Raw genomic sequence first — 22267 nt, forward strand, 5'->3', positions numbered from 1 at the left:
CTCCCTGCAAAGATGAAAACTACGGGCACAAAGCCTGCTGACTGACCAACGCCCGCGCCGAAGACCGGGTTCAGTCCCCTTTCAGCAGAACGGCCAGTTTCCGGCTGAATGCCGCAACCGTGAACGGCTTGACCAGCAGCGCGCAACCCGGCGCCAGGGCCTGATCGCCCAGAACGCTCTGCTCGGCATAGCCTGTGATGAACAGCACCTTCAGCCCGGGCCAGCGTTTCAGCATATGCTCGCCCAGCTCCCGACCATTCATGCCACCCGGCATCCCGATATCACTGACGAGAACCGCGGGCGGCGCTCCCTCCGCCGCCAGCGCCTCAGCCGACGGCCCGTCGGACGCCGTCAGCACGATCCCGCCCAGATCCGTCACCATATCCGACACGATCATCCGCACGGCCTCTTCGTCATCCACGACAAGGACACGCTGCCCTTCCAGAAGGCGCGGCTGGGACGCGACAGGCAAAGGCGGTGGTTCGGGACGGATGGCTTCCTGCCCCTGATAACGCGGCAGCCAGAGCGAAACGACGGTCCCCTGCCCCGGCGTGGAGTGGATCTCCACCTGTCCGCCTGACTGCTGGGTAAAGCCATAGATCATGCTCAGCCCCAGCCCCGTTCCCTCCCCCAGCGGCTTGGTCGTAAAGAACGGGTCAAAGGCGCGCTGCACGATCTCGGGAGGCATGCCGCAGCCTTCATCCTGCACCGTCAGGACAACATAATCGCCCGCCCGGATAGACATGTCTGAGGCGACATCAGCCGTCAGAACCCTGTTGGCACTCTCAAGCCGCAGCATCGTCCCGTGGTCATGCATGGCGTCGCGGGCATTGATGCACAGGTTCAGGATCGCGTTCTCAAGCTGGTTGGCATCCACCCGCGTCAGCCACAGGCCCGGCTGCAGATCGAAAACGAGCTCTATGCCCGGCCCGACCGTCCCCCGCAGCAGACTTTCCAGCCCGCGAACGAGCGTATTCATGTCCGTGGGTGTGGGATCAAGGGTCTGACGCCGCGAGAAGGCCAGAAGACGATGGGTCAGCGACGCAGCCCGGCGGACCGCATCCTGCGAGGCCGCGATGTAACGCCCCAGCCCGTCTGTCCGCCCCTGCGCCAGACGCAGCCCGATCAGTTCCAGGCCGCCCCCGATCCCGGCGAGCAGATTGTTGAAATCATGCGCCAGACCACCCGTGAGCTGCCCGACAGCCTCCATTTTCTGCGCCTGGCGGAGCTGCTCTTCCAGTTCGTTGCGCTCGGTCAGGTCACGCCCGACCGCATAGATCGCATCGCCCTCGTCGTTACAGCTCCAGTTATAGGTCCGCCAGCTGCCGTCCGACCGCCGCATCCGGACATCCAGCCCCGCCGTCGGCCAGGGCGTCCCCGCCAGCAGACGCTCGAACGTATCCAGCACCATGCGCCTGTCATCGGGATGGCACAGCGCATCGAGCCGCAGCCCGGCGAGTTCCTCAGCCCTGTAGCCCTGCGTCTCTTCCCAGCTCGGGCTGACCGCAACGTAATAGCCGCGCCGGTCAATGATGATGAACAGGTCGCGTGCAATGTTCCACAGCCGGTCGCGCTCGCGGGTCCGTTGCAGGATCCGCTCTTCGAGCATGACGTTGAGATCGCGGATCTGCTGCTGCGTGCGGGCCTGCCGCATGGACGCATGGGTGCGGTCCGCCACGGCGCGGGTGAAGACGATTTCCTCGTCCGTCCAGGTATGGGGCGCATCATGGCAGACGAACATCAGCCCCACGAAACGCCCGAACTTGAATATCGGAACGCAGAGGATCGCCACGATGCCCTCGACGTCATAGCGGGCATCGTAACCCGCCGTCAGGGCATCGGTATGGACATCGGCGATAGCCACGGGCTCGCCCCGTCCAAGGATCGGCCTGAACTCGCCGTAATCCGCGAACATCCGCACGCCCACCAGCGGCCGGGTGACCTCCGGCGCGCCGCCAACGGTCATGCCGGTCCAGTCATCATTGACGACGCCATAGCCCGCACCGCTCGCATCCAGTTCACGACAGATGATGCGGGCGGCGACCTCTTCCATCATGCCGGTATCATCCAGCGCGCGAAGCTGGTCTCCCAGCTCGACCAGCGCAGCCTGGCGAAGGGCCTGCCGCTTGCTCCGGTCGATATCGAAGACGATGCCGGGGAAGCGGACCACGCGCCCTTCGTCCCCCAGATCGCAGCGTCCGTTGCCTTCGAACCAGCGCTGTCCCTCCGGCGTGTCCACCCGGAACTCGAACCGGCATTTCCCGCCCCGCCGCGTCGCCGCCGTGACGGCCTGCACCACGGCGAACCGGTCCCGCGGGTCCACGGAGTCATAAATGACATTCGGCATGACGCCTTCGCGCAGACGGGCCGGGTCCAGCCCCAGCGTCTGCGCCAGCCGGGCATCCCCCGTCATCCGCGACGCGCTGTCATCCCACATCCAGGTCCCGGCGATCGCCCCGGCATCCAGCGCCAGCTGGAGCCGCTCGGCGGACTGGTTGGCTTCCGTCAGGTCACGCCCGATCGCCAGCAGACGCCGCACATCGCCGTCCTCGCCAAAAACCGGCGTCACGGCCACGTCCCAGAAGCGGCGCTGCCCGCGCATGGTCATGGCATAACCCTGAAACCGCGCTGTCTCGCCGGCCAGAGCGGTCTGCACCGCCAGGGCGGCCCGGCGGCGCGGCTGCCCCCGCCACAGATCGACCCACGGCAGGCCGTGCATGATGATCGGGCTGTCCATTTCCATGGACCTGATGCCACCTTCATTGACGAAGCGGATGCAGCCTTCGCAGTCGAGAATATGGATGCAGTCCGGCAGACTGGACAGGAGCAGCCGCGTGAATGCCTCGCTGGACCGCAGGGCTTCCGCCGTCATGGAGGCGGAAGAGACGTCCATCGCGAGTCCGACGCTGCGGCGGCTGTCGGGCCGGCTTTCATCTTCCCGCCACCCGCGCAGCAGAACATGCCGCAGCCGGGAACTGCGGGAAGAGCGTGACTGCGCCTGTCCGGAACCAGACAGGGACGGGGATGAGACCAGAATCCGGAACCGCAGCTCGTAGCAGCCCTCGTCCCGCAGTTCGTCCTCAAGACTGCCGTCATAGACCAGCCGGTCATCGGGATGCAGGAACATCAGCAGCTCGTCGATCGGCACCCCCACGGCCAGCCGCTCGGGCGGCAGTCCCCAGAGGCTCGCGAAACGCGCATCCCCCATCACCATGCGGGTTGCGAAATCGCAGCGGTAGAACGCAACATCCGCCGTGTCCGCCATGCGCTGCATCCGCAGCTGCATGCGTTCCACAAGCTCATGCTCCCCCGATTGCGGGGCCGCGGCGCGCTCACGGAGCAGATCGTCCACCTGCAGGGCACACAGGGCCAGAACATGCTCGAGCGCTGGCGCATTGCGCCGCACGCACAGCCAGACTTCGACCGCACCGGAGCGCACCGGCAGGAGCCGCACGGTGCAGGCATCGAGGGACTGACCATCCATGAGGCAGGCCGCGCCTTCCGCGGCGATCGCGCTTCCCTCACCCCCCAGAACACGCACGCCATCGGCGTCGCGCAGCAGAAGCGCAGCCTCCCCCCGCCTTCCGCAGCGGCCAGGGCCAGAAGATGGACACACAGGATGGACGCACGGCCGACAGCGGGCGCCGGAGGCAGCATCAGCGCTCCGGAGGCCTCTTCAGTGCCCTCCACAAGATCCATCATTCCTCCCTCTCAGCGCCGGTATCCTGACACATCCTGTTTCGGAAGTGTGTCACAGCAATAGCAGATCCCGTATGTCTCGCATCCTGTCACGAAACCTCTACAAAAGAATGTGCCACTTTCCCGCATCCCTGACGTTCCTGTCGGGACGCGATCACATTTTCAGGAGTCTGCCATGCTGAACCTCGATCTGAGCGGCCGCACCGCCCTCGTCACCGGCTCGACCGGCGGGATCGGCCTGGCCATCGCCCGGAAGCTGGGCGAGGCAGGAGCCACAGTCATCATCAACGGCCGCAAGCAGGAAGGCGTCGATAGCGCCCTTGAGAAGCTGGCCAAGGCCGTCCCGGGCGGCGCCTTCCGCAGTGTCGTCGCCGATGTCGGAACCGCCGAGGGCTGCAAGGCGCTCTTCGAGGCCGAAAGCAGCGTGGATGTCCTCGTCAACAATGCCGGTATCTTCGGACCGAATGATTTTTTCCAGACGACGGATGAAAGCTGGGAGCACCTGTTCGAGGTCAACCTGTTCTCCGGCGTGCGCCTGTCCCGCGCCTATATGCCGGGCATGAAGGAGCGCAACTGGGGCCGCGTGCTGTTCATTGCATCAGAATCGGCACTGAACATCCCGGTCGAAATGGTCGATTACGGCGTCAGCAAGACCGCCATGCTGGGTCTGGCCCGCGGTCTGGCCAAGCTGATGGCGGGCACGAATGTGACGGTGAATTCGGTCCTGCCCGGCCCCACCCTGTCCGAAGGTGTCGAGGACATGCTCAAGGCCCAGAACCCCGACAGCACTCGCCCGGTCGCGGAACTGGCGGCGGAATTCGTGCAGAAACATCGCCCGAGCAATATCCTGCGCCGCATGGCCACGGTTGATGAAGTGGCCAATCTCGTCGTCTATGCCGCCTCGCCCCTGGCGTCCGCCACGACAGGCGCAGCCCTGCGCGTGGATGGCGGCACCGTCGACACTATCTGATCAAGACGGCTGATCAGGCAGACGGGGGCACGTCTCCCGCAAGCCGCTGCAGCGCGGTCCGGACGTCGGGTTCGACGGCCGGATCCCTGCGCAGGGACAGGAAAACGGTCTGTGCAAGCGGGGCCGCACCGTCTCCCTTGCGGAACCATGCCCGCAGGAAAACCTGCAACCGTTTGCGCACGGGTCCGGGCGTGGTTTCCCGTGCGGCGGCATCGCGTAGTTCGATCACCCACAGGCCCAGCGCCATCGCATTGAGATGCCGCGCCATATAGGCCAGCATCACATCCCGCGGGACACCCTGACAGCTCCGCACAGCGCGCACCATGCTGGCAGCGTTGATCGCCAGCCACTGATGAACCGTCTGCCCACCACCCCGCGCAATGAAACGAAGCTGCTGCTCGACCCAGGCCGATGTACGCCGCAAATGGCTGTCAGCGCGGAACGGAAACACCACGCCGAACGTGACACGCGTGAAGATGACGGCCCCCAGAAAGGCACTGGCACCATTAAGGAAGGACACCTCGTCATAGCGCATGAGATTTGACGGGCCGATCAGGACGGGCAGGAACATGTTGAACGAAAACGCATGGTTTACGAGCTTCGGCGCCCGTGCGGCCAGGCCGCCAATCACCATCGGGATCAGCAGAAGCAGCGCCAGATATTCCGGCGCCGTGACGGCGGGCACGACGAAAAACGCATAGATCCCCGCCACACCCGCGCACCACACCGCCCCGCGATAAAAGCCAGACGACGCCAGTGCGGGGATCTCCCGGGTCGCCAGCAGCCCGTAAACCAGCGCCACGAAAGAGACGAAGGCCGGCCCGGAAGGCCAGGCCGTCACTTCCCATAAAAGCCAGGCCCCCATGATACCGGTCGCGGCCCGCAGCCCGTTCAGGACCGCCTCGAGGATATGGCGCGGGGAGCGCGTGCGGAACGTGAAACGGTCATTACGCGGCGGAGCGATGATCGCCTGGATATGGTTTCGCGCGGCCTCGAGGTCCCGATCCACATCAATGCCGGTCGCCCCGCCCTGCGCCCGGGCCAGAACGGCGAGCAGACGCGCCAGAACCGCCCTCGCATGATCCGCGCTGCGCCGGGTGCCGGATCCCATTTCAAGAACGTCGAACTCGATGCGGGTATTGGCATCCACCAGTTCGGCCAGCAGGCGCCCCTCGGTTTCCGGATCGAACCGCCCGGCCCGCAGGACATCCGCATGGGACGCCACCTTTGCCGTGACCTGCTGGAGCTTGCCGAGCAGCCGAGCCCGGGCTTCTTTCTGCACATTCGGCAGGAACAGGACCGCCAGACCCGCTTCGCAGACCGTGCCCAGCATGATGTACGTGCCGCGCGCCATGGCGACATTGAACACGTCGTCAGGCTGGCTGATCGCGCCGGTCGCCACGATGGCGGAGGTGAAGCTGATGACGAGAAATCCGTAGCGCCGATAGCCGTCCAGAAACGTCGCCCAGCCGCAGCACAGCCCGATCCAGAGCGCCAGCGCGATGAAGAACAGTCCCGCCTGCTGGGGGAACGCTGCGATCAGGGCCACGCCCATGCAGCCCCCGATGATCGTGCCCGCAAACCGCCAGCGCGCCTTGGACAGGCTCTCCCCGCGCGAGGCCGTCGCCACCACCCAGACGGTCAGCGGCGCCCATTGCGGGCTGTCCAGCTCCATCCACATGGCGATGAGCAGGGACAGGATCGCCGCGACCGACGTGCGGACCGCAAAACCCAGATCCTTTGCAGACGGCGCAAACAGCCATCCCCAGCGCTGGATCAGGACATCCCGCAGCTCCGATCCGAATGTTGATCCCGACACCGCGAGACCGGCCGCTCTCCCGCCCAAACCTGACACTCTTCCGCCTGAAAAGCCGCAATCTGCGAAGAACGGTCCGGGCCTGTCCAACACATTGTCATGATTGCATCATAAGCCACGCTTATGATCTACGTCAGACTGTCAGCGCATCTTCCAGAACGAGCTGCGTGGCGATTTCCCAGCTTCGGGACATCAGGGCCGTCTGCACCGGCTGTTTCAGCCGCACCAACCCGACCCCCGGCGAAGGACATGATGCAAGCCGGCGGATCTGCAACGGCATGGCGGGATCACGCTGATGCGGCAGGGCCGCGACGGGCAGGATCGTCGCCAGACGCCCGGCCAGCAGCTCCACATACAGCAGTTCGAGCGCATTGGTCTCCAGCAGAACATTTGGCTTGGCCCCGGCCTTGGCAAAGCACTCATCCACGATCTGCCGGGTCCGCATGGAATGGCCCAGAAGGCCCAGCGGATGTTCGGCCGCATCCGCCCAGCTGAACGTCTTTCGGGATGGCAGCTCCATCCGGGAGCCCGCCACGAAGACATACTGTTCCGCATAAAGCTGGTGCGTCTCGAAACTCCCGTCTTCGGGAACCTGATCCAGATAGATCAGCCCCATCTGGAGGCGCTGTTCGGTCAGATCATGCAGGATGTCAGTGTTGGCGGACACGGTCAGCTCGATATGGAGCGCCGGCACGGCGGCCCTGAGGCTTTCCATCAGAAGCGGCATGATCTGGATGGCGGGCGGGATGGTGCCAATCGAAAGCGTGCCGCCTGCGACTTCATGCGCGAAATCGGCTTCCTGACGCAGACCGTCCAGAGCCGCCATCGTCTGCCGCGCCCAGGCCAGCACGCGCTCGCCTTCCGGCGTCAGCCCCAGGACACGCCGGTTGCGCCGGACGATGGGCACGCCAAGTTCATGCTCGAGCTGACGGATCGCCATTGACAGCGCGGGCTGCGACACGTTGCAGTGCTCCGCGGCCCGGGAAAAATGCCGGTACTGGTCGAGAGCGATGAGATAGGTCAGCTGACGCAGGAACACGAGGGCTTGTCCATGAACACGGAAAGGGTAGGAAGTGTGTCGCCCTGATCCGTCCGTGGCAATCCGTCAGGCGGCGCGGAAGCGCGTCCCTACCTCCTCCTCTGTGACCTGATTGCATCAGGACAGAAAATCCAGCCGATTATCACATATAGTTTTGAATATTTTCCCAATTATGCGTTATACTTTAGGGCTCAAGATGGCGAATCATCGTGCCTGTCACAGAAGAGCCTTCCCCTCGGTCCCCGGTACAGGCTGTTCTGTCCGGTTTTTTCTGCCTTTCCCCTGACAGGTCTGCCCTGCGGGTCGCCGGAGTTTTCCCGTCATGAGCGACACAGTGCTCAACCCCTCCCCCGTCCCTTCTGCTGCCGTAGCCAAGGCGCCCATGGTCGGGCGCATGATGTTCGCTGTTGCGCTGGCTGCGATTGCAGGCCTGATGTTCGGACTGGATGTGGGCGTCATTTCCGGCGCGCTCGGCTTTATCCGTGACGAGTTCCATGCTTCCGAATTCGAGCAGTCCTGGATCGTGTCGTCCATGATGTTCGGCGCGGCCGTGGGTGCCGTGGGCGCAGGCCGCATGTCCTATGCGTTCGGACGCCGCCGCTCGCTGATCTTCAGCGCATTCCTGTTCGTGGCAGGCGGCCTCGTCTGCGCCCTGGCATCCTCGGTCTCCGAACTGATCATCGGCCGCACCATGCTGGGTCTGGCGATCGGTATCGGAAGCTTCGTGGCTCCGCTCTACATTTCCGAAGTCTCGGACATTTCGCGGCGCGGCAGTCTGGTGTCGATGTACCAGCTGATGATCACGCTGGGCATCCTGCTGGCCTTCGTCTCCAACGCCATCCTGTCCTACAGCGGCTCATGGCGCTGGATGCTGGGAATCATGGCTATTCCCGGCACGTTCTTCCTGATCGGTTCGTTCTTCCTGCCCGACAGCCCGCGCTGGCTGATGCTGCGTGGCCGTCATGAGGAAGCCCTGTCGATCATGAAGGAACTGCGCCACAACCCTGAACTCGCCCATCAGGAAATCCGCGACATTCAGGGGCAGATCCATGACCGTCAGCGCGGTCTGGCAATGTTCCTTGAAAACCGCAACTTCCGTCGTGCCGTCCTCCTCGGCATCGTGCTTCAGGTCATGCAGCAGCTCACGGGCATCAACGTTGTCATGTACTACGCGCCGCGCATCTTCCAGGAAGTCGGCTTCGGGTCGAGCGGCCAGATGTGGGGCACGGCCATTGTCGGCGTGGTCAACTGGCTCGCCACATTCATCGCCATTGCCTTTGCGGACAGCTGGGGCCGTCGTCCGATGCTGGTCACGGGCTTTGCCATCATGTCGGCTGGCCTCGCGGTTCTGGCGACCATCATGTCAGGTGCCGTCGGCAATACGGACCTGTCGCATTACCTCGCGATCTCCGTCCTGCTGTGCTTCATCGCAGGCTTCGCCTTCTCGGCCGGTCCGCTGGTCTGGGTTCTGTGCTCGGAAGTCATGCCGCTTCAGGGACGTGATTTCGGCATCACCTGCTCGACCGTCACCAACTGGGTCACGAACATGGTGGTGGGTGCCACGTTCCTCGGCCTGCTCACGACGCTCGGGGCCTCGCACACCTTCTGGCTCTATGCCGGGCTGAATGCGCTTTTCATTTTTATGGTGCTGTTCTTTGTTCCGGAGACCAAGGGCGTGTCCCTTGAGTCCATCGAGACGAAGCTCAACCAGGGCGTCACTCTGCGCAATATCGGCCGCTGAGCCCGCCCCCCAATCGGGGCCTTACGGCACAAAAAAAGCCCCCGCTCCAGTCTGGAACGGGGGCTTTTTCACGCCCGGAGCGTCAGCCGCGACCGGCGGCGATCTTGCGATCGGTATTGTACTGGCTCAGCGCATAGACTGACCAGATGGCAGCCGGGATCCAGCCGATCACCGTGACCTGCAGGATCAGACACACCAGGCCGGCAAACGGACGGCCGATGGTAAAGAACTGCAGCCAGGGCAGAAGCAGGGCAAGAATGAGACGCATGATGCTCTCCTTTCACAAAGATGCTCTGACATCAGTGATCGGTGAGAAACGCTTCCGATGCAACTCCGGTTCATGAAGGCGCCCGCAAACGCAGGCTCCTGACAGTTAGAGAGACTGGCCGACCGGCTTGGACGTCGCCGTCTTGGTCCGCATCCATCCGCCCTCGAAGCCCGCGCGCTCCAGTCCGGTCCGCAGATAGGCATTCTTCTTCATCGTGTTCCACACGAGGCCGCTGCGCCAGTTTTCCAGCATCAGCAGAATCGGCCCCTGATCGATGCCCAACTGCTGGCCATCAACCCAGTAGCTTTTCTGATCCGCAAAGGACGGATTGAAAGCATCGAGGAAGCCATATTTGTTATAAATCCGGTCCCCGTAACGGGCGCGCATTTCCTTGAGAGCCGGCAGGGCGATTTCCGGCGCAAAGGCGATAGACCCACCCACAGCCGTCGGCGCAATCGTGCCGTCATCCAGAATGTAATCGCGCCCGGCTCCGCGCGCGCTATAGGCCAGATAATGGCGCTTCTTGCCGTCATAGACCTGCTGCGCATCGCCCGGCCCGTCACAGGCGGTCAGACCCCAGATATTGGGCCCGTAATCCTTCCAGTCGCCCGGATTGGCCTGAGCGTAGGCCCGCTGGGCATAAGCGGCTTCACGCCCGTTCTGGAAATAATCGACGTTATGGGCCCGGTCCCACGCATCCTGAACGCCCCGAAAATCAATCCAGGATTCGCTGTACTGATGCCCGAACATCGGCGCGAAATTCAGCAGCTTGTGGCCCTGGAAATCACCCCACTGGTTTTCATAGGTCGCAGTCCACGCCTTCCAGGTCTCGGCCGGGAGCGGATGCGTCGGTGAGCCGAGGGCCTGAAGATAGATAATCAGGCCCTCGTTATAGCCCTTCCAGTCGCTGGGCAGGAACGTATGCGGCGGCATCCAGCCCATGCTGAGCCAGGGGCCATGCGCCTTCATCCAGGTCCAGTCGATCCGGCGATACAGCTTGTCTGCGACGTCGCGGATTTCCTTTTCCTGCGGCGTGTCATGATCGAAATAGGACTGCGAGAACAGCACGCCCCCCATCAGCAGCGCCGTATCAACGCTGGACAGCTCGGACCAGTCGGCAACACGCAGGCCGGTGTTGGGATCAAGGAAGTGGTAGAAGAAACCCTTATAACCCGCAGCGCCCGAGACGTGATCGTTCTGCGGCAGGCTGGCCAGGAAGCGCAGCGTCGTCAGGGTCCGGTCCACGGCCTGCTGACGGGTGATGTAATGCCGCTCCACGCCAATGCCGTAAGCCGTCAGGCCAAATCCGACGCTGGCAATGCTCGCCGCCCCATTAGGCAGCGGCGCACGGTCCGGCACGAGGCCGTTCTTCGGATTTCCGGTTTCCCAGAACCAGTTGAACGTGCGCTTTTCAAGATCATCGACAAAAGCCGCATCGGCCGCAGGCAGGCTCGCGGGCTGAAGCGCCGGCGTCAGCGCGGTGCTGACCGTTGGCCCGGCCTGTGCGATGCCAAACGTCCCCGCCAGCGCGCCCAGCGCAAGTCCGGCCTGACAGAGGCGGGAAATCCGGGATTTTTTCCTTCGACCACTCACGGTGGCTGGAGAGAAAGTCGGGACTTCGAAAGTCCGCTGCGTCCGGTGCTGCATGCTCATGCGGGGGAGGATAAGCAGAAGGAGCGACACCGACGCACCCACCGTTACATCAACTTTCCGTGACGCTCGAAAAGTGAAGGAACTCCGCCCTTGCAGTCTCAGACTTTATGACAGGATTGGGGCGAATGTAACATCATCAATATCTGAAATACCAGTCTTCGAAACGCTGGCGTCCCTACACGATTCTGTCTGGCACAGCATCCGGGCCGCGATTTCCGCCGTTACGAAAGTCGCGATGACCTCCGGCCGCTTGTCGCGCACCCCGAAATCCCCGATAGGGCAGACCAGACGGTCGATCCGCTCCTGCGGAATATCGATCTGACGGAACGCACTCTCGAACCGCTTCCGCTTCGTCCGCGACCCGATCATGCCGACATAACGCAGGTCACCGCGCTCCAGCGCTGCCCCGGTGATCAGCGCATCCAGCGTATGGCTCTGGGTCAGGACCAGAACGCCAGATCCGGCGGGAGCGCTCTGAACAAGCGACTCCCATTGGTCGGTGACACGTGCCTCCACGCCCGGCGGCACGATCCCGAACTCCTCCTCCCGCGCATCAACCCAGAGAAGCCGCAGCGGCAAAAGCGCCAGCGAACGTGCCAGAGCGCGCCCCACATGCCCCGCCCCGAACAGCAGCAGTTGCGGCAGCCTCTCCCATTCAGCACGGATTTCCGCCTCAAGGGCCTCCACGTCTTGCACGCGCTCAATGCGAACCGTCACCGCCCCGCCGCAGCACTGGTTGATGGCAGGACCCAACGGGATGTGGCGCTCGACCGGAGCCCCACCCGCCACGAGAAGCGCACGTCCCTCCGCCATACAATCCCATTCCAGCCGACCACCGCCGATCGTGCCGGTCTGTTCGCTCCGGGTCAGGAGCATGAACGCACCCTCTTCCCGTGGCGTCGAGCCCCGGGCGCGGATGACGGTCAGGCGCACCATGTCCTGCCCCTCCCGCCGCCAGCGCAGAACCTCCGCCAGCATGGTCAGCCTACGCGCTCTTGCAGCGCCATGAGGGTCTTCAGCACCCGCTCAGGCGTCGCCGGGGCATCGAGTTTGGGACAGGTCCGGTAGTTGTCCAGACTGGCAATCGCGTCCGATATGGCCTGCAGAACCGCGACCCCATGCACAAAAGGCGGCTCCCCCACGGCCTTGGAACGGAAAATCGTCTCCTCCCGGTTCGGCGCGTTTTCCAGCAGCTCCACATTGAAAATCCGCGGCCGGTCGGAACAGGCCGGGATCTTGTAGGTACTGGGCGCATGGGTCCGCAGACGGCCGCCGCCATCCCAGACCAGTTCTTCCGTCGTCAGCCAGCCCGCCCCCTGCACGAACCCGCCTTCGATCTGCCCGATATCAATGTCCGGGTTCAGGGACTGCCCGGCGTCATGAAGGATATCCACACGGTCAATGCTGTACTCGCCCGTCAGCAGATCGACCGATACTTCCGCACAGGCCGCGCCATAGGCGAAATAGAAGAACGGACGCCCGCGCCCGGTCTCAGGATTCCAGGAAATCTTCGGCGTCTTGTAAAATCCGTTCGAGGACAGCGACACCCGCGCAAAATAGGCCTGCCAGGCGAGTTGCTGGAAAGTCATGACCTCCGCACCGACATGCACGCCATCAGGCCGAAAATGGATATCTTCGGGCGCCACGCCCCATTTCTCAGCGGCGAACGTGATCATCCGGCCCTTGATCTTGCGCACCGCATCCAGCACCGCCATGCCGTTCAGATCCGCTCCCGATGACGCCGCGGTGGCGGACGTGTTCGGAACCTTCCCGGTCGTCGTGGCGGTGATACGGACGCGATCCGCCGTCAGGCCGAATTCGCGCAGGACGATCTGCACCATCTTGGTGTGCAGCCCCTGCCCCATTTCCGTCCCGCCATGGTTCACCTGAACCGAGCCGTCCGTATAGACATGCACCAGCGCACCGGCCTGATTGTAATGCGTGGCCGTGAAGGAAATGCCGAACTTCACCGGCGTCAGTGCAATGCCGCGACGGATGATGCGACTGTTACGATTGAATGCCCGGATCTCCGCCTTGCGCGCCTGATAATCACAGCGATCGACCAGCTTGGTGATGATCTCAGCCGTAATCGAGTCCTCGACCGTCATGTGATACGGCGTGAGATTGCGCGTCCCCGTTCCGTAAACATTGCGCAATCGGACCGTTACAGGATCAAGACCGGTTGCAAACGCAACTTCCTCGATCACCCGCTCGGCCGCGACAATGCCCTGCGGTCCACCAAAACCGCGATAAGCCGTATTGGATTGCGTGTTCGTCCGCAACGGCTCGGATTTCAGCCGCACATCGGGATAGAAATAGGCGTTATCAGCGTGAAAGAGCGCCCGGTCTGTCACAGGGCCGGACAGATCCGCCGCCCAGCCACACCGCGCGGCCAGCACCATGTCCACGGCGAGAATATCGCCCTCATCGGTAAAGCCGACGTCGTAATCGATCAGGAAGTCATGCCGCTTTCCCGTGACCATCATGTCGTCATCACGGTCCAGACGCGCCTTGACGGCCTGTCCCGTCCGGTCAGCAGCGATGGCGACCAGACAGGCCCAGGCATTGGCCTGCGTCTCCTTGCCACCGAACGCGCCGCCCATACGCCGCACTTCCGTCGTGACCAGATGATGCGGCCGCCCGAGCACGGAAGCGACCAGATGCTGCGTCTCGGACGGATGCTGCGTGGACGACCAGATCCGCATTTCCCCGGCCTCTCCGGGCTGAGCGAGCGCGGCCTGCCCTTCCAGATAAAAATGCTCCTGCCCGCCGATCTCGATCTGCCCCGACAGACGGCGTGGCGCGGCCTTCAGGCCACGCTCCACATCGCCGCGCTGCATGGTCAGGGAGCGCCAGACCATCGGGCTGCCATTCTCCCGCGCCTGCGCGATGTTCAGGATTGCAGGCTTTTCCTCGTATTCAATCTTCGCCAGACCCACGGCCTGCCGCGCTGCCTGCCGCGACGTCGCCACCACGGCGAACATCACCTGCCCCCAGAAATGGACATGATCCGTCGCCAGAAGCGGCTCGTCTTCCCGATGAACCGGGCTGATCTGGTTCTCGCCCGGCACATCCTCCGCCGTCAGCACACACACGACACCCGGCGCGGCGCGCACGGCACCCAGATCCATTGACACGATCCGCGCATGGGCCTTCGTGCTCAGTCCCGGAACGAGATGCAGCGTGCCGCGCGGTTCGGGCATGTCGTCAATATAGGTCGCCCGCCCCGTGACATGCAGCAGCGCGCTTTCATGCTTCATGCTGGTCGAAGCCGCCCCCGGAACGAGATCAGACATGCGCCAGCCCTCCCGTCCGGGCGAGACGCGCCTGTTCAGTGCCCGTCGTTTCTTCAAAGAACCGTGTCAGCAGATTGGCGGCCACAGTCTGCCGGTACCAGGCACTCGCCCGCATATCGGTCAGCGGCGCGAAATCTTCCAGAACCGCCGCCCGTGCCGCCTCAAGCGCGTTCTCGTCCCAGACCCGTCCGAGTAATGCCGCTTCCGCGCCCGACGCCCGCTTGGGCGTGGCTGCCATGCCGCCATAGGCCAGTCGGGCTGAGGTAATCCGGTCCTGATCATCCGTTTCGATCATGAAAGCGCCCAGAACGGCGGAAATATCCTGATCGAAGCGCTTAGAAATCTTGTAAGCGCGGAACTGCGCACCCGCCACGGGAACAGGAATGGTCAGCGCTTCCACGAACTCGCCAGGCTGCCGATCCTGCTTTCCGTAAGCGATGAAATAGTCTTCCAGCGCGATGGAACGACGCTCTGCCCCGCGTCGCAGATGCAGCGTTGCATTGGCCGCAATGAACATCGGCGGCCCGTCCCCAATCGGGGAACCATTTGCGATATTCCCGCAGACGGTCGCACTATTCCGCACCTGCGTGGAGCCCAGACGGCGGATCATTTCCCCCGCATCCGGTAGCAGTTCCGCAATGGCAGGGCGCGCCTCCTGATACGTCACCGCAGCCCCGATCCGCAGTCCCTCCGGCGTTCTGGTCAGGCTGCGCAGTTCCGGAACGCGCCCGATCGGCACGACATGCTTCAGGCGCCGCATCCCCTTCGTCACCCACAGCCCTACATCCGTGGCGCCCGCAACAATGGTTGCATCCGGATCGGCCAGCAGGATCTCCGCCAGATCGTCCACAGACGCCGGAATGCTGAGCGTGCCTTCAGACCCTTCAAGCCGCACGCTCTCGCCGTCCTGCAACGCCGTCAGACGTTCGGCAATGGCCTCCACCTGCGCGTCAAAACGGTCCGGTCCGGCCGCCATCGCCTGTTTCATGGCGCGCACGATAGGCGCATAGCCGGTGCAGCGGCACAGATTGCCAGCCAGTGCGTCATCAATGGCCTGATCGTCCGCCGAGGCGCCTTCGGTCTTGCGATAGGCGGCCATCGACATGACGAAACCCGGCGTACAGAACCCGCATTGCGAGCCATGCTGCTCGACCATGGCACTCTGCACGGGATGCGGCGTATCCGGCGTGCCGAGATCCTCGATCGTGTAGATTTGTGCACCGTCCAGCATGCTGACGAACTGGATGCAGGCATTGGCCGCCCGCCAGTTCAGCCGCCCGTCCTCAAGCCGGACGACCAACACCGTACAGGCCCCGCAATCGCCTTCATTGCAGCCCTCCTTGGTGCCGGTCCGGCCGCGCTCGCGCAGCCAGTCCAGCAGCGTCAACGTCGGGGACACATCCCTGAGCGTGCAGAGGTCTTCCCCCAGATAAAAACGGATGGTCTGGCGCATCGGGCGGGATCTCGGGCAAGGAAGACAAGGAGGCGTGCAGCCTTCTGTGCCCCACGGCAGGTGTTGCCGTCTATATCCAAGATCTGAACAAACCGTTGCCTTTTTTAGAGCAGCGGATAATGACAGGCGACCCTGCGCCCTTCCGCGATCCTGTGTAATTCCGGGCGTTCCTGCGAGCAGCGCGGCTGGGCCAGCGGACAGCGCGTGTGAAACGTACAGCCCTGCGGCGGATGGATCGGGCTCGGGACATCGCCTTTGAGCGGCGGCGGCAACGGCCGGTCCGGCCGAGGCACCGCATCCAGCAACGCCCGCGTATAGGGATGGGCCGGCGCTTCCAGAACCGCCAGCACGTCCCCTTCCTCCACGATCCGCCCCAGATACATGACGGCAATCCGGTCCGCCATCTGCCGCACGACCGCCAGATCATGGGAGATGAACACACACGCCACACCCAGCGAATTGCGCAGATCCCGCAACAGATTCACGATCTGCGCCTGCACAGACACATCGAGTGCTGACGTCGGCTCATCCGCCACCAGAAGATCCGGCCCCAGCATCAGGGCCCGGGCAATGTTCAGACGCTGCCGCTGCCCCCCCGAGAACTCATGCGGATACCGGGACAGAACGGACGACGACAGGCCAACCTGCTCCAGCAGCGCCCCGATCCGCTCCGCAATGCCGGTGCGTCCATGGATCCGCATCGGTTCCGCCAGCGTATCGCCGATGGTGCGGCGCGGATTGAACGTCGAGGACGAGTCCTGAAACACCATCTGCATCCGCGGCCGCCAGCGGCGTAAAGCCCGGTCCGACAGGCCGGAAATCCGCTCACCCTCAAAGAACACGTCGCCCGAACTCGGCGCTCCCAGTCCGATCAGCGTCCGGCCCAGCGTGGACTTGCCACAGCCGGACTCCCCGACCAGTGCCAGAGCCTCCCCGCGATGCACGACCAGCGACACATCGCTCACGGCCCGCAAAGTCTGCCCATGCGACAGGCGATAGTGTTTACTGAGGTTTTTTGCTTCAAGCAGGATGCTCATGCGTCGTACAGCACGCAGGCCACGCGCCGCCCTTCTTCCGGTTCACGCAACGCCGGACGCACGGCACAATCCGGCCGCACGTACCGGCAGCGGGGCGCGAAAACACAGCCCTCCGGCCGCGCATCCGGAGCTGGCGGACGCCCCGGAATGGTCGGCAGCGCCTCCGGCCTCGGACCATCCAGCGGCGGGATCGCCTCCAGCAGGGCCTGCGTATAGGGATGCAGCGGCCGCGCCATAACCGCTGCAACAGGCCCCTGCTCCACCACAAGCCCGGAATAGACGACCGCCACATGCGTGCAGGTCTGCGCCACGACGCCCATATCGTGCGTAATCAGCATGACACCCGCCCCGCTGTCGCGGATTTCGCACAGCAGCGTCAGGATCTGCGCCTGCACCGTGACATCGAGCGCCGTGGTCGGTTCATCCGCGATCAGAAGCGCCGGATCACAGGACAGCGCCATCGCGATCATGGCGCGCTGGCGCAGACCGCCAGAAAGCTGGTGCGGATAACGTTTCGCCGCCGCTTCCGGATCGGGAACACCCATCCGCCCCAGCAGAGCCACGGTCCGCGCGCGGGCCTCACGGCGGCTGACCCGCTCATGCAGGCGGATCTGCTCATCAATCTGCGCCCCAATAGAGCGCACTGGCAGGAACGCCGTCATCGGGTCCTGAAAGATCATGGCCATGCCCGCACCGCGCAGACGCCGCCACTCCCGATCCTTCATCCCGAGCAGTTCGCGGCCCTCAAAACGGATGGAGCCTGACGCCTTAAGACCCGGCAACAGCCCCATCACGCTCATGGCCGTCAGGCTCTTCCCCGACCCGGATTCCCCCACCACGCCCAGTGCATCGCCGCGCCGCACGGTCAGGGACACATCTTCGAGCAGCGCCGTCCCGTTCGGCAGTTCCAGATGCAGGTGATGCAGCTTTAAAAGAACGTCAGCGCCCATGCCGTCCCTCCATGATCCGCGGGTCCAGCAGGGCATAGAGCCCGTCCACCAGCGCATTGGCGATGACGACGAAAACGGCGGCATACATAACCGTCGCCATGATGAGTGGCAGGTCGAGCGTCGCCAGCGCCTGATAGGTCAGCCGCCCCACCCCCGGCATGGCGAACACGACTTCCGTCAGAAGCGCGCCGCCCCCCAGAAGCTGGGCGAAATCCAATCCGAACAGCGAAATATAACTCAGCCAGGACAGCCGCAGACCATGCCACAGCCACACGCGCACCGGCCCAGCCCCTTTGGCACGCGCCGTGCGGATGGCGTCTTCGCCCATGGCGGTCAGCAGTTCGGAGCGCAAAACCCGCGCATACAGACCGATGAAACACACTGCGAGCGTCAGGGACGGCAGGAACAGCGCCTTTGCCCACCCCCACGGACTCTGCGAAAACGGCACATATCCCAGCGGTGGCACCCAGCGGAACAGAAACGTGTCATGCCAACGGCTCTGTGTGACAAGATTGACGACTTCGCCCAGCCAGAACACCGGCATGGACAGGCCGATCAGCCCCAGAACCATCAGCAGCCGGTCCACCCAACTGTCGCGCAGCACAGCGGACGCAATTCCGAACACCAGCGACCCGCTGACCCAGAAAAACGCTGCCCACAGCACCAGCGAGAGCGTCACGGGGGCCGCCTGCAACACTTCTGGTACGACCCGCTGCCCGTGATTGACGAAGGACGTCAGATCCCGGCTGACGAACAGCTTTTCCATCATCTTCACATACTGAACGGGCAGCGGACGATCGAACCCATATTCCGCGCGGATACGTTCCACGACCTGCGGACTGGCCCCACGCCCTGCAATCCGCGCCGTCGGGTCCGCGCCCGGTGTCGCAAAGAAAATGCAGAACACCAGAACCGAAATTCCGAAAATGACCAGCAGCATCTGCCCGGTCCGGGAGACAAGACTGCGGATCATCGGCCTGCTCCTTTCGGATCAAGCTGGTCCCGCAGCGCATTGCCCAGAACATTGAGCGCCAGCACGGTCAGTACGATCGCCAGCCCCGGCACGATGGCCACCATGGGCCGCGTATAAAGCAGCCCTTCCCCGTCCTGAATGATCGTCCCCCAGGACGCCGCCGGAGCCTGCACACCGAGCGAGAGGAAGGACAGTGCAGATTCCGCCAGCATACACAGCGCCATCACAAGCGGTGCCAGAACGGCCATAGTCGGCGTCAGCCCCGGCAGGATTTCCCGCCACAGGATGCGCAGATCAGACGCCCCCATCCCCCGCGCCGCCATGACGAACCCCGCCTGCGACAGGCTTAGCGCCCGTGCCCGCAACGGCCGCGCCGCATAGGGCACATAGACCAGCGCAATAATCCCGATCGGGATCAGCAGATTATCCGCCCCGATCGTCACAGGCCCAAGACGGATGCCATGCCCTACCGTGACGACGGATAGCGAAATCGCAAACAGATAGACCGGGATCGCCCAGAGCATATCGAGAATACGCGACAGAATCAGATCAATCCAACCGCCGAAATACCCCGCACAAATCCCGATACAGGCCGCCAGACACAGGCAGAACGTCGCGGACGCCGCCGCAATCAGCAGGGAATTGCGGCCACCATACAGGACGCGCGCCGCCACATCCCGCCCCTGCGAGTCCGCCCCGAGCGCATACGGCCCCGGACGCCAGTCCGGCCCGATCGGACTGAGCCCCAGATGCAGCGGATTGTCATTGGGCTGCATCAGATCAACGCGCTGCTCGTTCCGGATCGTCGTGCCTGCGATGTCGGAGGAGAACGGATCAATTCCGTTGAGCGCCGCATAAAGCGGGGCAGACAGGCAGGCGAGGATGATGGAAGCCAGAAGCAGGGCCGCGAAGGCGCCGTCACGGCGCGTCAAAACAGCGCGGATAATCCGCCGATAACTTCCTTCCACGCCTGCTCCATTCCGTTCCGGTTCGTGATCTTTTTTCGTTCTACAGCACGAATACGTCCGGACAGAAGAGGCTCTTCGTCAATCAGACCATCTGGCGGCCGGGTTTACGCACATGCAGGCGAATGCGCTGCTGAAGCGCGCCCAGATCGGGAAGGAGTTCGTTATGGAGCGCGCGCACGCTGTCATGCGCGGCATAAAAGCGCCTTGTGCCGCTCGTGCTGACCAGAATGGCCGCGCCGAGGAAGACGCCGTTGATTTCGATGACTGTTGAACCAAGCATGATGCCGGACCCTGAAGAAAGAGCCCGACAGTCCAGTTGTCGGGCGTTATGACACGCCGGAGACGACTGTCTCCGGACCTGAAGCGGAGCAGCGTTTGCGCTGCGAGCTACACATTCGACACATCATTGACCGACTGATCCCGTTGCTGTGGATGCCACTGGAGGCTGTCAGATACGACGGCGTGCAGCGTGCCGTCAACATATAACGCATGAACATGATGTGATATCGACGACGCGCCAATAATAACGTTATTGTTTCGTTGTAACTGAAATCATCATTTACCGTCTGCCCTTTCCCCCATTTCCCGTGTTAAGTGAGGCCATGAGCAAGAAGGTTCCGCTGTCCCCCGCCCCGTTCGAAGGTTATGCCGCCCCCCGGGGCCGCGTTTTCAACTCCTTTCTGGAGACGGTGGGAGGCACACCGCTGGTCGCGCTACCACACCTGACCCAGCGTGAGCATCTCAACGGGCGGCTGCTCCTCAAACTGGAATTTTTCAACCCGCTCGGCTCCGTCAAGGACCGGATCGGCGTGGCCATGCTGCGCGATGCTGAAGCGCGCGGCCTGATTACGCCGGGCCGCACGGTCCTGATCGAACCGACCTCGGGCAATACCGGAATTTCGCTTGCTTTCGCGGCGGTGGCGCTGGGATACCGGCTGATCGTCACCATGCCGGAAAACGCCTCGACCGAGCGCCGCAAGATGCTGCGCCTGATGGGCGCGGACACGGAACTGACCCCTGCATCCCGTGGCATGGCTGGCGCCATCGAACGCGCCGAGCAGCTTAACCGCACCTTGCCCGACGCCTGGATGCCGAGCCAGTTCGAAAACGACGCCAATCCGGCAGTCCATGAAGCCACGACAGCCCGGGAAATCTGGGAAGACACAGCAGGCAAGGTCGATATGGTCGTGGCCGGTCTGGGCACGGGTGGTACGGCGTCCGGCATTGCCCACGGGCTCAAGAAACATCGCAAATCCATCAAGGTCTATGGTGTGGAACCGCGCGAAAGTGCCGTCCTGCATGGCGATGAGCCCGGACCGCATGGCATTCAGGGCATCGGCCCGGGTTTCGAGCCCGATACGCTGGATCTCAAGGCGCTGGATGGTGTGTTCGAGGTCTCCGAACAGGAAGCGGTGGCGACCGCACGCCTGTGTGCGGCCGTTGAAGGCATTCCCATCGGGATTTCCTCGGGAGCCGCGCTGTTTGCGGGAATGGAACTGGCCCGCAAGCCCTCCAGCCGTGGCAAGACGATCGTGGCCATCGTCCCATCTTTCGCGGAACGCTACCTCTCCACACAGCTCTTCGATGGGCTGGCCTGAGCATCAATAAACGACTATAAACAAAAGTTGTTTTATTTAATGGTCGTTTGTGTTCGTTATTAACTCGAAGTCCTGTTCCGCTCTCCTGAAGAAGAGTCGGGACGGCTGAGAGGAGATAACGTCATGAACCTGTTTTCCGGCCGTCCGACATCCTTCGATCCCGCCTGGGCCACGCATGGCCTGCCTGATACGGGCCGCCAGCAGATCGCCGGCGCCTTCCAGCGCCTCGGCCAGCAGGTCGAACTACTGCTGGTCCCTGGCCTCTTCGGTTCGGGTCCGGATCACTGGCAGTCCCACTGGGAACAGGCTTATGGCTTGAAACGTCTCCACCAGACGGACTGGGAAACACCTACACCCGCAGACTGGGAAGCAACGCTCACCGCTGCGGTAGAAGCCTCGTCCCATCCGGTTTTCCTGATCGCCCACAGTCTCGGCGCCGTGCTGAGCGCGAACTGGCTGAGCCGTCATGGTGGCCAGAAGGTGGCCGGGGCGTTTCTGGTGGCGCCTGCGGATATCGACCAGACAGCACATCCGGAAGTCGAACGCATCCGTGCTTTTGGGCCGCTTCCCCACATGCCCCTGCCGGTCCCCACCGCGATCATGGCCAGCAGCAATGACGCCTGGCTGTCCCTGCCGCGTGCGCGGGAACTCGCCGGTCAGTGGCAGTCGGATTTTCTGGAAGCGGGCGCGGTCGGCCATATCGGCAGCAGCGAACCGCTGGGCCTGTGGGAGCATGGTGCAACCGCCATGCTCGATTTCGCCCGCAGAAAACTTCCGTTCCGGGTACAGTGACTGCACCCGGAAGC

General features: G+C 63.5%; 17 protein-coding genes. 4 read left to right on the forward strand and 13 right to left on the reverse strand.

Going from position 1 to position 22267, the window contains the following annotated elements:
- Positions 1 to 70: 70 nt before the first annotated feature.
- Positions 71 to 3541 (reverse strand): PAS domain-containing protein, encoded by a 3471-nt coding sequence (locus GLS_RS03665; protein WP_052327448.1) that lies wholly within the window; start codon positions 3539 to 3541, stop codon positions 71 to 73.
- Positions 3542 to 3874: 333 nt separating this feature from the next.
- Between GLS_RS03665 and GLS_RS03670 the strand changes: the two genes are divergently transcribed.
- Positions 3875 to 4669 carry an SDR family NAD(P)-dependent oxidoreductase gene (locus tag GLS_RS03670; RefSeq protein ID WP_148295884.1) on the forward strand — a complete coding sequence of 265 codons (795 nt, stop codon included), beginning with the start codon at positions 3875 to 3877 and terminating at the stop codon, positions 4667 to 4669.
- Positions 4670 to 4682: 13 nt separating this feature from the next.
- Here the strand turns inward: GLS_RS03670 and GLS_RS03675 are convergent, their stop codons facing one another.
- Positions 4683 to 6524, reverse strand: coding sequence for an FUSC family protein (locus GLS_RS03675; protein WP_226986631.1), 1842 nt, complete (start codon positions 6522 to 6524; stop codon positions 4683 to 4685).
- 94 nt (positions 6525 to 6618) lie between these two features.
- Positions 6619 to 7524 (reverse strand): LysR family transcriptional regulator, encoded by a 906-nt coding sequence (locus GLS_RS03680; RefSeq protein WP_041111240.1) that lies wholly within the window; start codon positions 7522 to 7524, stop codon positions 6619 to 6621.
- Between the two features lie 322 nt (positions 7525 to 7846).
- Here GLS_RS03680 and GLS_RS03685 point away from each other — a divergent pair, with 322 nt between their 5' ends.
- On the forward strand, positions 7847 to 9265 hold the full coding sequence (locus GLS_RS03685; protein WP_041111242.1) for a sugar porter family MFS transporter: 1419 nt from the start codon (positions 7847 to 7849) through the stop codon (positions 9263 to 9265).
- Between the two features lie 82 nt (positions 9266 to 9347).
- Here the strand turns inward: GLS_RS03685 and GLS_RS03690 are convergent, their stop codons facing one another.
- The 10 genes from GLS_RS03690 to GLS_RS03735 all read right to left on the reverse strand — a co-directional run bounded on the left by GLS_RS03690 (position 9348) and on the right by GLS_RS03735 (position 20143).
- Positions 9348 to 9533 (reverse strand): YqaE/Pmp3 family membrane protein, encoded by a 186-nt coding sequence (locus tag GLS_RS03690; protein ID WP_011252226.1) that lies wholly within the window; start codon positions 9531 to 9533, stop codon positions 9348 to 9350.
- Positions 9534 to 9638: 105 nt separating this feature from the next.
- A complete protein-coding gene (locus GLS_RS03695) occupies positions 9639 to 11186 on the reverse strand; it encodes a glucoamylase family protein (RefSeq protein WP_041112629.1) in 1548 nt (515 codons plus the stop codon).
- Between the two features lie 105 nt (positions 11187 to 11291).
- The gene (gene xdhC / locus GLS_RS03700) at positions 11292 to 12164 is read right to left on the reverse strand and encodes a xanthine dehydrogenase accessory protein XdhC (RefSeq protein ID WP_041111244.1); all 873 of its coding nucleotides are present in this window, start codon (positions 12162 to 12164) and stop codon (positions 11292 to 11294) included.
- Positions 12165 to 12166: 2 nt separating this feature from the next.
- Complete coding sequence (xdhB, locus tag GLS_RS03705) at positions 12167 to 14482, reverse strand: xanthine dehydrogenase molybdopterin binding subunit (protein ID WP_041111246.1); 2316 nt, start codon at positions 14480 to 14482, stop codon at positions 12167 to 12169.
- Positions 14475 to 15935, reverse strand: coding sequence for a xanthine dehydrogenase small subunit (gene xdhA, locus GLS_RS03710; RefSeq protein WP_041111248.1), 1461 nt, complete (start codon positions 15933 to 15935; stop codon positions 14475 to 14477). Before xdhA ends, xdhB begins: the two co-directional genes overlap by 8 nt.
- Positions 15936 to 16039: 104 nt before the next feature.
- Positions 16040 to 16972, reverse strand: a complete 933-nt coding sequence (locus GLS_RS03715; protein ID WP_041111250.1) for an ABC transporter ATP-binding protein — start codon at positions 16970 to 16972, stop codon at positions 16040 to 16042.
- Positions 16969 to 17922, reverse strand: a complete 954-nt coding sequence (locus tag GLS_RS03720; RefSeq protein ID WP_041111252.1) for an ABC transporter ATP-binding protein — start codon at positions 17920 to 17922, stop codon at positions 16969 to 16971. The genes GLS_RS03715 and GLS_RS03720 overlap by 4 nt, the downstream gene beginning before the upstream one ends.
- The gene (locus tag GLS_RS03725; protein WP_041111254.1) at positions 17912 to 18895 is read right to left on the reverse strand and encodes an ABC transporter permease; all 984 of its coding nucleotides are present in this window, start codon (positions 18893 to 18895) and stop codon (positions 17912 to 17914) included. Before GLS_RS03725 ends, GLS_RS03720 begins: the two co-directional genes overlap by 11 nt.
- Positions 18892 to 19842, reverse strand: a complete 951-nt coding sequence (locus GLS_RS03730) for an ABC transporter permease (RefSeq protein WP_052327615.1) — start codon at positions 19840 to 19842, stop codon at positions 18892 to 18894. Before GLS_RS03730 ends, GLS_RS03725 begins: the two co-directional genes overlap by 4 nt.
- Before the next feature lie 103 nt (positions 19843 to 19945).
- Positions 19946 to 20143 carry a hypothetical protein gene (locus GLS_RS03735; RefSeq protein ID WP_041111258.1) on the reverse strand — a complete coding sequence of 66 codons (198 nt, stop codon included), beginning with the start codon at positions 20141 to 20143 and terminating at the stop codon, positions 19946 to 19948.
- A gap of 322 nt (positions 20144 to 20465) precedes the next feature.
- On the opposite strand from GLS_RS03735, the gene cysK reads away from it, so the two are divergent.
- Both cysK and GLS_RS03745 read left to right on the forward strand, forming a co-directional pair.
- Positions 20466 to 21461 (forward strand): cysteine synthase A, encoded by a 996-nt coding sequence (gene cysK, locus GLS_RS03740; protein WP_041111260.1) that lies wholly within the window; start codon positions 20466 to 20468, stop codon positions 21459 to 21461.
- A 123-nt stretch (positions 21462 to 21584) separates the two neighbouring features.
- Complete coding sequence (locus GLS_RS03745) at positions 21585 to 22253, forward strand: RBBP9/YdeN family alpha/beta hydrolase (protein WP_041111262.1); 669 nt, start codon at positions 21585 to 21587, stop codon at positions 22251 to 22253.
- Positions 22254 to 22267: the final 14 nt, after the last annotated feature.

Origin of the sequence: Gluconobacter oxydans DSM 3504 (assembly GCF_000583855.1) — a bacterium.
In the GTDB taxonomy this organism is placed as follows: domain Bacteria; phylum Pseudomonadota; class Alphaproteobacteria; order Acetobacterales; family Acetobacteraceae; genus Gluconobacter; species Gluconobacter oxydans.

Coding starts and splice junctions, on each gene's coding strand:
- GLS_RS03670 (WP_148295884.1), top strand. CDS start 3,875: ATGCTGAACCTCGATCTGAGCGGCCGCACCGCCCTCGTCACCGGCTCG.
- GLS_RS03685 (WP_041111242.1), top strand. CDS start 7,847: ATGAGCGACACAGTGCTCAACCCCTCCCCCGTCCCTTCTGCTGCCGTA.
- GLS_RS03690 (WP_011252226.1), bottom strand. CDS start 9,533: ATGCGTCTCATTCTTGCCCTGCTTCTGCCCTGGCTGCAGTTCTTTACC.
- GLS_RS03695 (WP_041112629.1), bottom strand. CDS start 11,186: ATGAGCATGCAGCACCGGACGCAGCGGACTTTCGAAGTCCCGACTTTC.
- xdhC (WP_041111244.1), bottom strand. CDS start 12,164: ATGCTGGCGGAGGTTCTGCGCTGGCGGCGGGAGGGGCAGGACATGGTG.
- xdhB (WP_041111246.1), bottom strand. CDS start 14,482: ATGTCTGATCTCGTTCCGGGGGCGGCTTCGACCAGCATGAAGCATGAA.
- xdhA (WP_041111248.1), bottom strand. CDS start 15,935: ATGCGCCAGACCATCCGTTTTTATCTGGGGGAAGACCTCTGCACGCTC.
- GLS_RS03715 (WP_041111250.1), bottom strand. CDS start 16,972: ATGAGCATCCTGCTTGAAGCAAAAAACCTCAGTAAACACTATCGCCTG.
- GLS_RS03720 (WP_041111252.1), bottom strand. CDS start 17,922: ATGGGCGCTGACGTTCTTTTAAAGCTGCATCACCTGCATCTGGAACTG.
- GLS_RS03725 (WP_041111254.1), bottom strand. CDS start 18,895: ATGATCCGCAGTCTTGTCTCCCGGACCGGGCAGATGCTGCTGGTCATT.
- GLS_RS03735 (WP_041111258.1), bottom strand. CDS start 20,143: ATGCTTGGTTCAACAGTCATCGAAATCAACGGCGTCTTCCTCGGCGCG.
- cysK (WP_041111260.1), top strand. CDS start 20,466: ATGAGCAAGAAGGTTCCGCTGTCCCCCGCCCCGTTCGAAGGTTATGCC.
- GLS_RS03745 (WP_041111262.1), top strand. CDS start 21,585: ATGAACCTGTTTTCCGGCCGTCCGACATCCTTCGATCCCGCCTGGGCC.